The sequence below is a fragment of the Agrobacterium sp. K11 genome (assembly GCF_059429395.1).
Genome location: NZ_JCAHRB010000002.1, coordinates 194,562 through 210,880, shown reverse-complemented (window position 1 = coordinate 210,880; position 16,319 = coordinate 194,562). Strand labels below are relative to the sequence as shown.

The following is a 16,319-nucleotide window of genomic DNA, read 5'->3' as shown; positions in this document are numbered from 1 at the left end:
AGGGCCTCTTACCATCAATGAAAGGCTATATCGCCGATAACACGCACGCGGACCCTGCGAGCGCCGCCTGGCAAATAGGCGATGGGAATATCCTCCACCTCAAGCGTCTTGAGGCTCGCGCGCTCCGCTCCCGAAGCGACCGCTGCGTTCTGCGCTTCGGTCTCGGCTTTCGCAAGGGCTTCGTCGCGGCTCAACCCGGAAAAGACCTGATCCACCTCACCGGACACCTGCGCCATCGCTGCGCCGAGCGCATTGGCAACGCCTGCATTTTCCACACGCAGCACCTCGGATGCGCCCGGCACCTGCTCCGGTATCAGGAATGCGCCGCCGCCGACTGCAACCAGCGGCACGTCTTCGGCTGATGTCTTCATCTGGTCGAAACTGTCGGCCACCATGTCGCGGATACGGCCGAGCGTCGCCTGCACGAATGCCGGATCGAGGCCCTTCACACGATCCCTGTCACCCATCTCGATCAGGCCTGCCGCAACGGCGATATCCGATGCCGTCAGTGTCTCGCCACCGAAAACGCGGGCTTCGGTCAGGATGCGATACCCAACCGAGCGCGGGCCGATCTTGCCTGTCTGCGGGTCGACAATGGTGCCGCCGCCCAGTGCTACAGGTAGAAGATCGGGCATGCGGAACAGGGTGCGGACCCCGCCAATATGGACAATATTATTTGCCTCACGCGGAAAACCACCGACAAGGCAACCAATATCGGAGGTGGTGCCGCCGACATCCACCACCATGGCATCGGAAAGCCCGGTGAGAAAAGCGGCACCACGCATCGAATTGGTCGGGCCAGAAGCGAAGCTGTGCACGGGGTTTGCGGCAGCTACATCCGCAAGCGCCACGGTGCCGTCATTCTGTGTAAGATAGAACGGCGCCTTCACACCTGCTTCGCGCAGCGCATCCGAAAATGCCTGTACCGTGGTCCTGCCAAGGGTCTGCAAGGCGGCATTCAGAAGTGCAACGTTTTCGCGCTCCAGAAGCCCGATACGGCCCAGCGTGTGGGAAAGCGTGATGCGTGCATCGGGGATCACCGAACGGACAATCTCCGCCGCCCTCACCTCGCACTCCGTGGTCAGCGGCGAAAAGGTTGCCGAAATGGCGATCGAGGTAATGCCTGCATCGCGGATTTTCATCGCCGCTTCACGGATTTCATCCGGGATCATCGGCACCAGCGGACTGCCATCGTATTCATGGCCACCATGAACCATGAAGATCAGCGGATCGACGGCCTCGTAGAGATCCTTCGGCCAGTCGCACATGGGCGGCAGTGAAGAGCCGGTCGGCAATGCGATGCGGATGGCCGCAACTCGCTCCAGCCGGGCTCGCTCCACGACAGCATTGGTGAAATGGGTGGTGCCGATCATAACCGCATCGATCGGGCGATCTGCCGCGCCGACATGGCCAGACACGTGAGCGAGGGCCGCCTTCACGCCGGACAGGACATCCTGCGTGGTCGGAACCTTGATCGAGGCAACGATGGCGTCTCCATCGATCAGAACGGCATCCGTATTGGTGCCGCCAACGTCAATACCGATGCGTTTCATGGGAATACCGATCTGAAATCAATGTCATAACCGAAGGCACGCGGGCCAACGGCAGCAATGCCGGCAGGCGTCGTCAAGAGTTCCGGCGCCGGCAGGGCGATAACCGTGACACGCTGGCCATAGCGCACCGATTCCGTGCCGATGGCGCTGCCCGAAACAGTGTCGAGAAGGCAGATCAAATCCGGCGTCATGGCGACCGGCTGGCCGTCGCGGAAGGCGACCGCCCACTCGTTCTGGAAGGCAAGTTCCATGCGTGAGCCGCGATCGGCGTCGATGCCTTCAATGGTCGTACTGCCGCGCAGAAAGCCACCGGTGGTCTCGCGGGCGACATCCACCACCTTGCCGCGGAACAGCTGTTTGCCACCCTCATGGTTGAGAACCGCCTGAACCGGGTCATCATGGCGTGCACGCGCCTCCATCACCGCGCGCCCGAGTTCGGTCGCCTTTGTGACGGTGTAATGAATGCCCCATTCCTTCACTTCCTTGCCGGTGCGCGGCGCCTTGCAGGTGGCGGCGGTAGAGCCAACTTCGGTGCAGACCTTGCGCGAGATGCGCTCCATCCATTTCCACGATGCAGCGCGCGTCACGATCACCTCGTTGTCTCGCACATCGACCAGTGACAGCGGAAACATCGGCAGGTTGCCGATGGCGAATGAGGTCATCTGCGCTTCGGGATAAGCACGTCCCATGGCATCGGCATTGACGACGGGCCGGTCGAGCATGGCGGCGGCGAGGAAGGACGATAACGCATTCGAGCCGCCGATTTCCACGCTCATGATCGCCCGGAAAGGCTTGCCGAGATAATCTTCCATGACCTCGACCGCGCGGGCAAGATGAACGGGGTCTCCCAGCCGTTCCTGACCAACAAGCGGTGCACCCATCTTGGAGACGACCGCAACCATGTCGTCATCAGCAAGCGCCATGGGGTCCATGACCTTCACCCGTCTGCCTTCGGCATAAAGACGGCGCAGATTGAGCGTCGAGATATAGGGATTGCCTCCACCGCCCGTTCCCAGAATCCAGGCGCCGGTGGCAAGAGGTTCGATATCGTCTTCGGAAAATTCCTGGATCATGCGTCATCCTCGGGCATGCCGCAGCCTTTCCGGCGCAAGCGATGCTCCTTCCCTTTATCGTTCCAAGTCTCATCGGCCCCGCCCTGCGGCGGGACCGCTTTTCATGGGACGGAGATCACTCCGCCTTGCAGTCCCAATGGAAGTTGGAGAAGTTCAGGTCCCAGCTCTGCATGGGAATGAACTCGTAACCCTGAAGGCACTTGTTCGCCGCATAACGGCGGTTCGGCGCAACCGCCCAGACATCCGGTTGAAGATCGGCGATCTTGGTCTGCAGTTCCTTGTAGGTTGCGTTCTGTTCGCTGGTATCGGTCGTGGCACGGACCTTGTCGATCAGCCCGTCGATTTCCGCGTTCTGCAGCCATTCCATCGACATCCATGTGCCTGATGCCTTGGAGTGATATTGGTTGTAGAACATCGCATCCGGAGACGGATAGGTCGGCGAGATATTCACCTGCGTCGACGCAGGCGTCGTTTCAGGCTTGGAGGAAAGCTCAACGATACGGTTCCACGGCTCTGGCTTGATATCGAGCGTAATACCGATTTGCTCGAGGCTGGATTGCAAAAGCAGCGCCACTTCCGCCTCGAAGGCCAGCGAAGCGACATAGCTGTTGACCAGCGTGATTTTCTGGCCGGCATATTTCGACTTCGCCAGTTCTTCCTTCGCCTTTTCCAGATCGTAGACGCCGGGCTGAATATCGCCGTTATGCGCGTCCTTGAAAGCGTCGGATAGCGGCCCCTGCATGTCGAAACCGGGATAGATCACTTCCTGGATCGTCTTGTAATCCGTCGCATAGGCAATGGCGCGACGAACGTGAACGTCGTCGGTCGGGTAAACCTTGGTGTTGAGCTTGATGACGAAACCGCCGGCGGTGCGGGTCTGGATGAGCTTGTAACCCTTCATCCGACCGATGGATTCATAGGTGTCGTTGCCAAGGCCGTGCGAGGAAAGGCCAAGTTCGCCCTTTTCAGCCAGCGCCTTGACGGTAGCGTCGTCGCTCGTCTGGACGAAGCGTACTTCGTCGATCGGCTTGCCCTTGGTCCAGCCAAGGAAATAGTCCGCATTGCGGGCAATGACCATATCGGCAGAACGGTTGTAGCTGACGAGCTTGTATGGGCCGGAACCGGCGGAATGTTCGCCCACATAGGCCTCGCCCCACTTGTCTTCGGGCTTGGCATTGGCTTCGATCAACGACTTGTTCAACGCCATCATCAGCGGCGTGGAGGCCATGAAGGGCGAAAACTGACGCTCGATCTTCATGACGAGCGTCGCATCATCAGGCGCGCTGACGTTTTCGGGCTTCAACACACCGACGATGAGGTTCGACGGACCCTTGTTGATGCCGAGCAGGCGCTGCACCGACCAGACGAGATCGGCAGCCTTCACCGCCGTGCCATCCTGGAACTTCGCATCGTCGCGCAGATGGAAGGTATAGGTCAGGCCGTCTGCAGAAATATCCCAGGACTTTGCCAGATGCGGCACGATTTCGCCCTTGGCGTTCACCGTGGTCAGGCCGTCATACATGTTCACGATGGCCATGTAGCCGGTATAGTCAGTCACTTTCGCCGGGTCGAGCGAGCTGAATATCTGCATGGTGTTGACCGCGACCGAAACCTTGTCATCCGCAAAAGCAGCGGAAGAAACAAGCGGCAACGCGATTGCCGTGCCGAGCGCAAGCACGGCAAGGCGGGAAGGAAGTCCTGGCATTTTCATTGTCGTTCTCCTCTTTATTGCGGGTCATTTGCCCCGCTTATGGTTAGGCAGCCTTGCCGACCGGGACGGGCAGCGGTGAGAAAGGAATGTCCGGGTAACCGAAAGCCGCCGGTCCAACGACTTCGAGCGCGCGGGCGCTGCGCAGCAGATCGTGGCAGGGGATCGCGACCACGGCCACGCGCTGGCCGTAACGCAGGACTTCGGTGGTGATCGGGTAACCGGTATCGACATCGAGCAAGACGATCAGATCAGGGACGGTCACTTCCACCTTGCCGTCACGGCGGAACAGCAGGAATTCGTTCTGGATCGCCACGCTCGCCGTCTGGCCCGAGCAATCGTCGAAGCCGGAAAGCTCGACATCGCCCACGGCGAAACCGCCGCGCAGATGGCGTTTCAGATCGGTGATCTTGCCGTTGAAGATGCGCCGTCCGCCTTCAAGCGCGCAGACTGCCGCAATCGGGTCTTCCTGCTGCTTGCGGGCACGCATCACCGCCTCGCCGAGCGCGATCGCCTTGGTGTAGGTTTTCGGAATACCGTACTGGTGCACGTAGTGGGCCTGCATCGGCGCGGTCGCCAGCATTGCGCCGCCGCCCTGAGAAACGACGCAGGCGCGGGCCATGCGCTCGTGCCAGACTTCGGAAACGGCGTGGCTGAAGATCACGGCATTGCCGTGCAGGTCGCACATCACCGATGGCGTCGAACTGTGGCCGTAGATGGAGAAGGTCGTCATCTGCATCTCTGGGAAAGCCCGGCCCATGCCGTCGCAATCGAGGATCGGCAGCCCACCAAGCGCCGCCGTCACCAGCGGGTTCATGGAGTTCGAGCCGCCGATTTCCTCGCAGACGATGGCGTCTACCGGCGTGCGGATCAGCTCTTCCATGGCGCGCAGGCAACGCAGCCCCTCACGGCCCTCGCGAATGCGCTCCACGCCGACAACGGGGGCGCCAATGCCGCCGATGGACATGCAAAGCGCGTCCGGCTCGATGGCGTCTGTCGCAAGGATCTTCATCTCGTAACCGGCCTTCATGGCCTCGAGTGCAAGCAGCTTGCCCAGATAGGGGTTGCCGCCGCCGCCGGTGCCGAGAATGCCCGCACCGATTTCCAGCGCGTCGAGATCTTCCCTCGTCAGCGTACGCAATGCCGCTTCGTCATATTTCAGCTTGCGCGTCTCAGCCATGATTGGCTCCCATTTCTCCAACGACTTTCACATGAATGCGGGTGGCATTGCCGGGCAGATAGGCAAGCGGCATATCCTCGCGCTCGATGACTTCCAGCGTTTCGGCCACTGCACCAGCCGCAATCGCCTTTTCGCGTGCCTCGGCCTCCGCCTCCGCAAGCGCGCTTTCACGCGTGCGCCCCTCGATCAGCGAGAAGACGCGGTCCGTCTCGCCGCTGATCTGCGCGATCGCTGCACCCACGGCATTCGCCACCGCGAAATTCTCGGGGCGGATGACGTCCAGATCACCGATACGGTCAGGCATGAGAATGGAGCCGCCGCCAACGGCGATCACCGGCACCGGCGATGACGAGATGCGGCTGCGCTCCACACAGGACTCGAGCATGTCGTTGATCTTTTTGACTGCGGCATCCACCAGCCGCTTGTCCAGAGTGGAAACCAGAGCCTTCTCGCCCACGTCCGCCTTGCCGGAGGCGACAGCGATATCGGTTGCAGTCAGGGTCGTGCCGCCGAAGCAGAGCGCCTCACGGCGGACGCGGTAACCAACTGATTTCGGGCCAACGGTGAGGCCATGTTCGCCATTGACCACCAGCGAGCCGCCACCGAGACCGATCGAGAACACATCCGGCATGCGGAAATTGGTGCGCACGCCACCAATATCCACCGTCGTGGACGCCTGGCGCGGAAAGCCGTGCGACAGCGAGCCGACATCGGAGGTGGTGCCGCCGACATCCACGACCACGGCATCCTTGAGGCCGGTGAGGAAAGCAGCGCCGCGCATGGAATTCGTCGGGCCGGAGGCGAAGGTGAGCACAGGGAAGCCGCGCACCACATCCGCCGCCATCAGCGTGCCGTCGTTCTGGGTGATGTAGAACGGGCAGGTTATGCCCGCTGCCTTCAGCGCCTCGCCGAAAGCGGCAACGGTGCGGTCCGCAAGCGAAAGAAGGCTGGCATTCATGATCGCAGCACTTTCGCGGGCGAGCAGACCATGCCGTCCGATATCCTTGGACATAACCACCGGCAGGCCGGGGCAGCGCTCCTGCAGGATATCCTTCGCCCGCACTTCCATCGCATCATTGATGCCGCTGAAGACGCAGGTGACGGCCGCGGCCTTCAGGCCCTTTGCGCGGATATCGGCGGCGATGCGGACGATTTCGTCCTCATCGAGGGCTGAGATTTCGCGACCGTCGAATTCATATCCGCCGCGGACCTGATAACCGTGGTTACCAACGATTTCCCGGAGGTCATCCGGCCAGTCGACCATCGGCGGCAGGCCGGCGCCGGACGGCAGGCCGATCCGGATGGCGGCGACCTCGTCCATATGCCGCCGCTCGATCACCGCATTGGTAAAATGCGTGGTGCCGATCATCACGGCACCGATGTGTGCCCTGTCGATGCCCGACGCCTCGATCACCTTTTCAAGGGCTTCGATGACACCGGACGTCACATCTTCGGTGGTGGAGGCTTTCACCCCCGCCAGAACAGTCTTTTCCTGTAACACAACGGCATCGGTATTTGTGCCGCCGACGTCAATTCCAACGCGATACACGTCAGGCTCCTCTTTTATCAATCGGTCGTTTTTACGAGGAAGCGCATACGCTCTTCCTCTGTCACGGTGGGTTTCAGGCGCTCTTCCTCGTCGGTGACGACGGGGATCGCCGCGATAAGGGCGCGGGTGTAGGGATGCTTCGGCTCGGTGAAAACCGCAGACGTCACCCCTTCCTCGACGATCTCGCCACGCAGCATGATGGCGATGCGCGAACAGAAATTGCGCATCAGCGAGAGGTCGTGCGAGATCATCAGATAGGTCAGGCCAAGCTCTTCCCGCAGCTGCAGCAGAAGGTCGATAACGGTCTTCTGCACGGAGACATCAAGCGCCGCCGTCGGCTCGTCGAGGATGAGGATCTTCGGTTCAGCCGCGAGTGCACGGGCAATGGCGACACGCTGCTTCTGTCCGCCGGAAAGTTCATGCGGATATTTACCGAGATAGGATTGCGGCAATCGCACCAGCCCCATCAGTTCCTGCATCCGGCGTTCGCGCGCCTCACCGTCCATACCGATGGATTTCAACGGTAGGGTAAGCGTCTGCCTGACCGTGCGCTTCGGATTTAGGGAAGTGCCCGGATTTTGATAGACGATCTGCGTCAGCCGCTTGCCACGCCCGGGAGATGGGGCGTCGATGACAAGATTGCCGGAGGTCGGGCGCGAAAGTCCCATGATCATCCGGGCGACCGAGGTTTTTCCAGAACCGGACTCGCCCGCAAGACCGAAAATTTCGCCGTCCTTCAGCGTCAGGTTCACGTCGCGCACGGCGTGGTAACCGTTGCGTCTGCCGTAAATCTTGTTCAGGCCCTCGATGGTAACGATCGGCGAGCGTGTGCTCTGCGCCAGATCGGCGACACGCGGACCGTAGAGCGGCGGCACCGCATCCAGCAGCGAACGCGTGTAGTCCGCAGCGGGAGCGTGCAGGATTTGCGTGCAGGGACCGGTCTCGACGATGTCGCCATGGTGCATAACCACGACCCGATCCGCCACCTTACGTACGACACCGAGATTATGGGTTATCATCAGCAGCGCCATATTTTCTTCGGCAACCAGCTGGTTGATGAGATTGAGAATTTCATCCTGCGTGGTGACGTCGAGCGCCGTGCCGGGCTCATCCGCGATGAGGAGCTTCGGCTGATGCAGCAGCGCAAGCCCGATCAACACGCGCTGGCGCATGCCGCCCGAAAGCTCGGACGGATAGGCATTCATGACCCGCTCGGTATCGCCAAGCTGCACGCGGCGCAGAACCGCTGCGATACGGGTGCGGCGCTCTGTCTTGGACGAGTTGATGCCGTTGCGCTTGTCGGCAAAGCGCATGACATCATCGAGATGCGTGCCGATCTTGAAGACCGGATTGAAGGAAGACAGCGGGTCCTGCATGATCAGCGAAAACGCCGTTCCCTTAAGCGCCTCGCGTTCCCTTCGCGGCATGGCGAGCACATCCCGCCCGTCGATGACAATGGCGCCGGAGGCAATAGTGGCATTCTTCGGCAAAGTGCCGATGATCGCCTTGGCGGTGACCGATTTACCCGATCCGGTTTCGCCGATCAGCGCCACCCGCTCGCCGGCTGAGACTGTGAAGGCGACATCGCGCAGCACCTGGCGCGTGCGACCGTAGTTGGTGAAGTTGACGTTGAGGTTTTCGACTTTGAGAAGCGGTTCAGTCATGGCTCTAGCTTTCCACGTCGAACATGTCACGCAGGCCGTCGCCCAGCAGATTGAAACCCAGCGTCACGTAAAGCACGGCCGCGCCGGGGCAGAGGACTTCCCACCAGAAATCCGGCATGAACTGGCGCCCATCGGCAACCATTGAGCCGAGATCGGGAGTTGGCGGTTTGACGCCGAAACCGAGGAAACTCAGCGTCGCGCCAAAGAGGATGACGAATGCCGCATCCAGCGTCGTCTTGACTGATATGACCGAGACGCAATTGGGCAGAATTTCGCGAAAGAGAATGTGCAGCGGACCCGCACCTGCAAGACGTGCCGCTTCGATGTAGTCCTCGGATGCGATGGATTTCGACACCGAATAGATCAGCCGCGCATGCCAGGTCCACCATAGAAGCGTGATCGCGATCATGGCGTTCATCAAGGTGGGTTCCAGCAGGTTGGAGACCGCCAGCGCCATGACGAGGGGCGGCATGGCCAGCATCACATTCGTCAGGCCGCTGATGATTTTCTCGGTCCAGCCGCCGAAATAACCGGCGACCAGGCCAAGCACGGTACCGACCGGGACCGAGATGCCGAGCACGCCGATGACGAGAAGAAGCGAGACCCTGAGCCCGAAGACAGTGCGGGAAAAGATGTCGCGTCCGGCCTTGTCGGTTCCGAACCAGTGCTCCAGATCCGGCGGCATGTGGCGGGCACGGAAATCGACGACCGCGCCGATATGTTTGGGATAGGGTGTAAGCCAGGGCGCAAAGATCGCCAGAACCAGCACCGACAACAGGATCAGCGAACCGATGACCGCTGCCGGATTGCGGCTGAAGCGGTACCACATCATGTAACCGGCGCTTAAGCCCCGATCGGTGGGTTCGAGCATTTTCATATCAGCCATCAGCGAGCCTCCTTGCGGCGCAGGCGCGGGTCGATGATCGAGATCAGGACATCAACGATCAGGTTCGCAACGATGAAGAACAGGCCGGCTACCAGCACCACGGCAGTCACGGCATTGAGGTCTTTCTGAAGGATGGCGTTCAGCCCGTAGGATGCGAATCCGCCCCAGGCGAAGACCATTTCGATCACGAAGGCATTGCCGATCAGCGAGGCGAATTCGAGCCCCATGATCGTCAGCGGCGCGATGGAGGAAAGCTTCAGCAGATAACGGAAGATGATGACCCGCTCCGGCACGCCGAAGCTTTGCAGGGTGAGCACGTGATCCTTGCGCTGGTTCTCGATCATCGAGGAACGCGTGATGCGGGTGATCTGGCCGATACCGGCCACGGAGAGCGCAAAGGCCGGCAGCGCAAGGTGCTTCAGCGCATCCAGCACCACATCGAACCGTCCGGCAAGCGTACCGTCGATCAGGATGAAGCCCGTCGGGCCACCCTGCCAGCCAAGTGAATGATCGATCCTACCGATGATCGGCCACCCGGAGAGAAAGCGAGCGGCCAGCAGTTGCAGCGTGATGGCAAACAGAAAGCTCGGGATCGTCACGCCGGTGAGCGAGAGGATACGGCCGATATGGTCGAGCGGACGGTCGCGGTAATGCGCCGTGATGACGCCGAGCGGGATGGCGACGGCAAACATGAAGATCACTGAGACCAGAACCAGTTCGACGGTCGCAGGAACGGTCTGGGCCAGATCGGTGGTGACGGGGCGCTGGGAAACCAGCGAGAAGCCCAGGTCACCGTGCAGGGCGTTGCCGATATAGTCGAGGTATTGGGCGGCGAGCGGCTTATCGAGACCCATCTCGCCGCGCAGCGCATCAACTTGTTCCTGTGTTGCCGCAGGGCCGAGCGCCATGCGGGCGGGATCACCCGGCACCACACGGGCTAGAGCAAAAATCATGATGGACAGGGCGATCATGACCAGTACGAAAGCGCCGAGTCTGTTCAAAATCGCGACCAGCGGATGTTGCTGCATCGGTGGACCGTTCCTTGTGCATCAGTTTCCTGAGCACAAGTTTTCACCACATGTCCTTTTGAACAATCGCAGAAAGGTATAGTTTTTTGATAAATGAGTATAGGTTTTTGAATTCAGATCTCCTATCCCTGTCTGAATGACGCTTCTGCCGCGCACCACACTCTGCCGCCGTATCGCCAGCGAAACCGCAGGCGTGATCTTTCTGCGCGCGCCGGCGGGCGCCGGGAAAAGCGTTCTTATGGACTTGCTGGCACAAGAGCTGGGGACCGAGGTATGCCGGACGCACCAGCCCAGAAGTGATGAGGCGGCAAAAGGCTGGCTGCTATGGGATGTGCCGGTCTTCGCACGCGCGGTCCGCATGCCCGCCCCTATTCTGGAAACCGTGCGTTTCGTGGTCATCGCCTGCCGTCCGGATCAACGTATCAGCGGGCTGGCGCGGCAAATATTGCATCGTGGTTCGCTGACGATCGGAGCAAATGAACTGGCCTTTGGCCAAGATGAGACCGCGGGCCTTCCAACAGAACAGAAGCGTCTGGCGCTCGATGATTATGCGGGGTGGCCGGCCTTTCTGTCTCTCGCTCGCCTCGCCGACGAAAAACTATGCGTCGACTATCTGCGGGAAAATTATCTGCCGCATCTGTCACCGGCCCAGACGGTCGCGCTTTCGCTCTGGCTGGAAAATCCCTCGGCAGAACCCGACGCTGAATGGGCAGAACTTCTGCCGCCCTTCCTGATCGCAAACCCGGAAAAACACGACACACTGATAAGGCTTCTGACCGTGGCAGCGGGAGAACGTCTCGCCACATTACAGGCTGGCAGGGCAGTGGTAGAGGTCGCTTCCGCATTCGAGAAGGAAGGGCGGGCGCTTGCGGCAATGGCCATGTTGCTTGACCGCGGTTATGAGACCCACGCTGCGCAAATCCTAGAACGCGCCCATGGGCGCGAACTGATCTACCGAAGCAGCGTCGACAGGTTTCGCGAGATCATCATGCGGTTTTCGCAGGACATGATCGCGGCGAATGAAACAGTCCTCTTCGCCGTCACTCGCGCATTGCTGAAACAGGGCGAATTGCAACGCGTGCGCCATCTGCTTGGCAAGAGCCTCGGTTCGGATTATCTCGATCCACTCAAGGTGCTTGCCCGCGGTTCGCGTTTTTCCTTTGCCGCCCGCACCTTCCGGCTGAACCTGATGATTGCCGAGGACCTGACCCCCAATGACGCTGTGATAACGCGCCTCGGGGAATTCATGGCCGATTACCCCATGGACGATCACGGCAAATGGGCCGCCTATTACAATGCGCTGCTGGAATTCGAAATCCGCCGCCGTAATTTTCGCGAGGCCGAGGCCGCCGCCGCCCGCGCGCTTATCTATCTGCGCAAGATGGGCGGGCAACCGCTGCTCGAATTCTTCATCCATCTGCACCAGATCGTCCTGCGACTGATGAGCGGTGATGTGCTCTTGGCCCGTCGCGCGGCACAGGATGCGCGCACGAGGTTGGAACAGGTGCCACACGACGCCGCGCAGGAGTTCCGAATGCTGCGGCTGGCGGAAGCCTGCCTTGCCTATGAGGCGGGAAAACCACGCGACCTGTTGCACTTCGTCGAGCATGAATTCGACCACTTCGCCGCCGCCGAGATATGGCCGAGCCTGATGCAGTTTGCCCTGCATTATGCCTCGCAGGTGCTGATCGATCATTTTCCGATGACCGTTCGTCCGGGCTTTCTCGACGGCCTGTGGATTCACCTTTCGGAAGGGCTGCAATTCCATGCGATGATGGAGATCAGAACGGCCATCGCCTACCAGAACGCCAACCGCTGGGCGGATGCGGCAGCGACGCTATCGGCAATTCGCATGCCGATGGGTCGCAACTGGGTGGAGAGCGCGAATGAGGACCTTGCCCGGCTCACGCGGCGCGACGAAATCGCCTATGTGATGGCCTGGCTCCGCGACGCGGTACATCTTTTCACGCCGCGCGCCTATCTCGCCCGGCAGATGGATGCAATGATCGCCAACCCCAAGGTCACCAACCGCGAAAAGGTCGCGCTCAGAATATGGCAGAGCTATGCCGCACACCAGCGTCGTGACAGTGCCGGCGCCCGCGCCCATATCCTCAACGCACTTGAATCGGCGACGCGCCTTGGCTGCAACGGCGTCCTGTCGGAGGAGCGCATATTCCTGTCGCCGCTTCTGAACAATCGCCGTATCCGCGGTTTCATCGAAACCTCTTCCGATGTCCGGAACGCGCTGTCGATTTTCGCCGCCTCGGTCAACTCGCCGCAGGCACGCGCCCTGCATGGCGGGCTTTCACAGCGGGAAGCACAGATGCTGCAATTGCTAGCCAGCGGCATGTCGAACAAGAAGATTGCCCAGACCCTCAACATCTCGGAAGTGACGGTAAAATTCCATCTCGGAAACCTGTTCCGCAAGCTGGATTGCAAACGCCGCGCGGAAGCGATCCGCGCAGCGAAAGCGCTGGGCTGGCTTTGATCTCAAGTCGTGACTGCCAATCAGAAAAGCCCGCTATTCTTCCCGGAAGGCGCGGTTGATCTGGTCCGTCAGCGGCTTGGCGATATAGGAGAGCGCGGTGCGCTCGCTGGTCTGGATGAAGGCCTCGGCAGGCATGCCCGGCATCAGCGGCGCAGTGTTCAGCTTTTCCCGCTCGGCAACCGGTATGGAAATCCGCGCCAGATAATAGGAGAGGCCGGTCCTCTGATCGGTGGTGATATCGGCGGCGATGCGACTGACATGGCCTTCCAGTTCCGGCGTGACACGCTGGTTGAACGCGGTCATCCGCAGCATCGCTTTTTGCCCTACCTGCAACTGGTCTATATCCTTCGGCACGATCTGCACCTCGAGTGCCAGTTCGTCCCCATCAGGCACGATGAGCATGATCGGGTCGGCCGGCGTCACCACGCCGCCCACGGTATGCACCGCCATTTCATGCACCATGCCGGATTGCGGCGCGATGATATCGATGCGCTTCAGCTCGTCCTCCGCAGCGACCTTCCGCTCGACATATTCACCCGTCTGCGCCTGTATCTCGCGCAGTTCCCGGCCCACTTCGGTGCGCAGTTCCTGATCGATCTGCAGGATCTGCAGTTTCGTTTCGGTGATCCTGCCCGCCGTCTGCGCCTGATAGGCGATTTTTTCGCCACGCTCACCGCCAAATGTCGCGGCCTGGGTCTGCAGGCTGTTCAGCCGCTGCACGGACACGATGCCCTGCTCCCGCAAGGATTTCTGCGAGGTTATCTCAGCCTGCAAAACCGCAAGCCCGTTGTCGTAGGCGACTTCCTGTGCCCTCAACCCTTCGATTTCATGTTCGAACTGGGTGATACGCTCCACAAGCTGTGCTTTGCGCCCCTCGCGATAGGATTTGCGAAATTCGAACAGCCTGGTTTCGCTGCGCATGGCGGAAGCGACATCGGGATCGTCCTTGCGCGCCACCAGAGCCTGTGGAAAAACGAGTTCCGGCAGATCGTCCCGTTCGGCCTCCAGCCTTGCCATGCGCGCGCTCAGCTCATCCAGCCGCTTGGTCACTATGGCGAGATTAGCGCGGGTCTGGGTGGCGTCGAGACGCATGACGACGTCGCCGGCCTTTACCCTGCCACCTTCGCTCACCAGAATTTCACCGACGACGCCACCCTTGGGGTGCTGGACCTTCTTGATATAGGAATCGACCACAAGATGACCGGACGCCACGACCGCGCCAGCAAGATTTGTCGTCGCTGCCCATCCGCCGACGCCGGCCAGCAGTGCTACACTTGCGGCAAGACCGGCAAGAAGATGTTTGCGGATGGAGCGGGACACCTGCGTGCGCTGGTCAATTTTTGACATCCGTATCTCCTTCCTGCCTGTTCTCTTCGCCACTCTCTTGCAGCGCCACCGTCTTAGGTTGGGTATTCGCGACGACACGCAATGGTGAAACCGTGTGCGCGGATGCAGTGAAACCTTTCGCCGCTTGAGCATTCGGAGTGCGCAGCACTTTCGAGAGAACCTCGTCGCGCGGACCGAAGGCCTTCATCCGCCCCTCCTCCATCATCAGAATGAAATCAACGGCACCGATCGCGCTGGGCCGATGCGCAACGACGATGGCGATACCGTTGCGCGCCTTGACCGACGCAATCGCCCTGACAACGGCGGCTTCGCCCTCCGCATCGAGATTGGCATTCGGCTCGTCCAGCACGACGATGAAGGGATCGCCATAAAGCGCACGCGCCAGACCGATACGCTGGCGTTGTCCTGCCGAAAGCGCGGAACCGGCCTCACCTATATCGCTGTCATACCCCTTTTCGAAGCGCAGGATCAGTTCGTGCGCACCGGCGGCTTTCGCAGCGGCAATGATTGCGTCGGGATCGGGATTGTCCTCGAAACGGGAAATGTTTTCGCCGATCGTGCCGTCGAAAAGCTCCACGCCCTGCGGCAGATAACCGATATGGCGGCCGAGCGCTTCGCGATCCCATTGATCGAAGCTCGCACCATCAAGCCGCACCTTGCCGGCGGCGGGCGTCCAGGCTCCAGTGAGAATGCGCGAGAGGGTGGATTTTCCCGAGCCGGACGGGCCGATGACACCGAGCGCATTCCCGGCGGTCATGACGAAACCAAGGCCCGCGACGGTCGGTTTTCTCTCTCCCGGCGGAATGATGGTGACGTTTTCGACTTTCAACTCTCTCTCAGGCTTCGGCAGTGCCATTGCGGTCGCCGTTACCGGCATCTGCGCAAAAAGCTCCCTTAGCCGCGCCCAGCTCTGGCGGGCGGCAACGAAGGACTTCCAGTTGGATATGGCAAGATCGACGGGCGCCAAAGCCCGACCCATCATGATCGAACTGGCGATCATCACGCCGCCTGAGGCCTCCTGCTGAATGACCAGCCATGCGCCGACCGCCAAAATGGCCGATTGCAGCACGATCCGCAGGGATTTTGCGATATTGCCGAGGCCGCCGGCCACGTCGCCCGCCTTGCGGTTGGCGGCGAGATAAGCCTCGTTGGAGATTTGCCAGCGTTTGCCAAGCCGGCCGCCGAGCCCCATGGCCTGCACGACTTCGGCGTTGCGGCGCGAGGCTTCCAGCTGCCGGTTGCGCGCCATGTTTTCGACCATGGTGTCGCGGATCGGCTTCTGCGAGAACATATTGGTCAAGATGGTGAGGGATATAAGCAGAACGGCACCGGCAAGAGCCGTCACGCCGATCCAGAAATGGAACAGAAAACATATGCCAAGGTAGAGCGGCATCCAAGGCAGATCGAAAAAGGCGGTGGGCCCCGTGCCGGACAGAAAACCGCGCACGTTGTCGAGATCGCGCAGCGGCTGCAGGCCGTCCCCCGGCATACGGTTGACGAGCGGCAGGCGCACCACCGCATAATGCACCTTGCCGGAATAGCGCATGTCGAAGTCCTCGCCGATACGGATCAGGACCCGGGCGCGGATGATGTCGAGCAGGCACTGGAAGCCATAGAGGCCGAGCGCAAGAATGGCGATCCCGACAAGTGTCGGCAAACTGCCGCTGGCCAGCACCCGGTCGTAAACCTGAAGCATGAACAGGGGCGACGTCAGCGCCAGGATGTTGACCACACCGCTGACGAGCGCCACACCGAAAAACGTGCTTTTAAGGGGCGAAACAACCGCCGCAGTGAGGGACTGCGGCAGTGTCTGCTGGTGGTTTTGAAAGCCCACAGCCTGATT

Annotated in this window: 11 protein-coding genes; 1 reads left to right on the top strand and 10 read right to left on the bottom strand. The window is 60.7% G+C overall.

The window, feature by feature from the left end; all coding sequences use genetic code 11:
- Positions 1 to 14 precede the first annotated feature (14 nt).
- The 8 genes from AC5SEO_RS02660 to AC5SEO_RS02625 form a co-directional block, all read right to left on the bottom strand.
- A complete protein-coding gene (locus AC5SEO_RS02660) occupies positions 15 to 1,553 on the bottom strand; it encodes a hydantoinase/oxoprolinase N-terminal domain-containing protein (RefSeq protein WP_013761620.1) in 1,539 nt (512 codons plus the stop codon).
- The gene (locus AC5SEO_RS02655) at positions 1,550 to 2,626 is read right to left on the bottom strand and encodes an S-methyl thiohydantoin desulfurase family protein (RefSeq protein WP_003506758.1); all 1,077 of its coding nucleotides are present in this window, start codon (positions 2,624 to 2,626) and stop codon (positions 1,550 to 1,552) included. The genes AC5SEO_RS02660 and AC5SEO_RS02655 overlap by 4 nt, the downstream gene beginning before the upstream one ends.
- Before the next feature lie 115 nt (positions 2,627 to 2,741).
- A complete protein-coding gene (locus AC5SEO_RS02650; protein ID WP_174068837.1) occupies positions 2,742 to 4,337 on the bottom strand; it encodes an ABC transporter substrate-binding protein in 1,596 nt (531 codons plus the stop codon).
- A gap of 43 nt (positions 4,338 to 4,380) precedes the next feature.
- Positions 4,381 to 5,514, bottom strand: a complete 1,134-nt coding sequence (locus AC5SEO_RS02645) for an S-methyl thiohydantoin desulfurase family protein (RefSeq protein ID WP_111791747.1) — start codon at positions 5,512 to 5,514, stop codon at positions 4,381 to 4,383.
- The gene (locus AC5SEO_RS02640) at positions 5,507 to 7,063 is read right to left on the bottom strand and encodes a hydantoinase/oxoprolinase N-terminal domain-containing protein (protein WP_026330690.1); all 1,557 of its coding nucleotides are present in this window, start codon (positions 7,061 to 7,063) and stop codon (positions 5,507 to 5,509) included. Before AC5SEO_RS02640 ends, AC5SEO_RS02645 begins: the two co-directional genes overlap by 8 nt.
- 17 nt (positions 7,064 to 7,080) lie before the next feature.
- Positions 7,081 to 8,727 (bottom strand): ATP-binding cassette domain-containing protein, encoded by a 1,647-nt coding sequence (locus AC5SEO_RS02635; RefSeq protein WP_174068838.1) that lies wholly within the window; start codon positions 8,725 to 8,727, stop codon positions 7,081 to 7,083.
- Positions 8,728 to 8,731: 4 nt separating this feature from the next.
- A complete protein-coding gene (locus AC5SEO_RS02630) occupies positions 8,732 to 9,613 on the bottom strand; it encodes an ABC transporter permease (RefSeq protein ID WP_019564714.1) in 882 nt (293 codons plus the stop codon).
- Positions 9,613 to 10,641, bottom strand: coding sequence for an ABC transporter permease (locus tag AC5SEO_RS02625; protein ID WP_174068839.1), 1,029 nt, complete (start codon positions 10,639 to 10,641; stop codon positions 9,613 to 9,615). Before AC5SEO_RS02625 ends, AC5SEO_RS02630 begins: the two co-directional genes overlap by 1 nt.
- 136 nt (positions 10,642 to 10,777) lie before the next feature.
- Here AC5SEO_RS02625 and AC5SEO_RS02620 point away from each other — a divergent pair, with 136 nt between their 5' ends.
- Entirely contained in the window at positions 10,778 to 13,129 is a 2,352-nt protein-coding gene (locus AC5SEO_RS02620) for a helix-turn-helix transcriptional regulator (RefSeq protein WP_065662569.1), read from the top strand.
- 33 nt (positions 13,130 to 13,162) lie between these two features.
- Here the strand turns inward: AC5SEO_RS02620 and AC5SEO_RS02615 are convergent, their stop codons facing one another.
- A complete protein-coding gene (locus AC5SEO_RS02615) occupies positions 13,163 to 14,476 on the bottom strand; it encodes an HlyD family type I secretion periplasmic adaptor subunit (RefSeq protein ID WP_013761628.1) in 1,314 nt (437 codons plus the stop codon).
- Positions 14,463 to 16,310, bottom strand: a complete 1,848-nt coding sequence (locus AC5SEO_RS02610; protein WP_421460551.1) for a type I secretion system permease/ATPase — start codon at positions 16,308 to 16,310, stop codon at positions 14,463 to 14,465. The genes AC5SEO_RS02615 and AC5SEO_RS02610 overlap by 14 nt, the downstream gene beginning before the upstream one ends.
- Between the last annotated feature and the right edge of the window lie 9 nt (positions 16,311 to 16,319).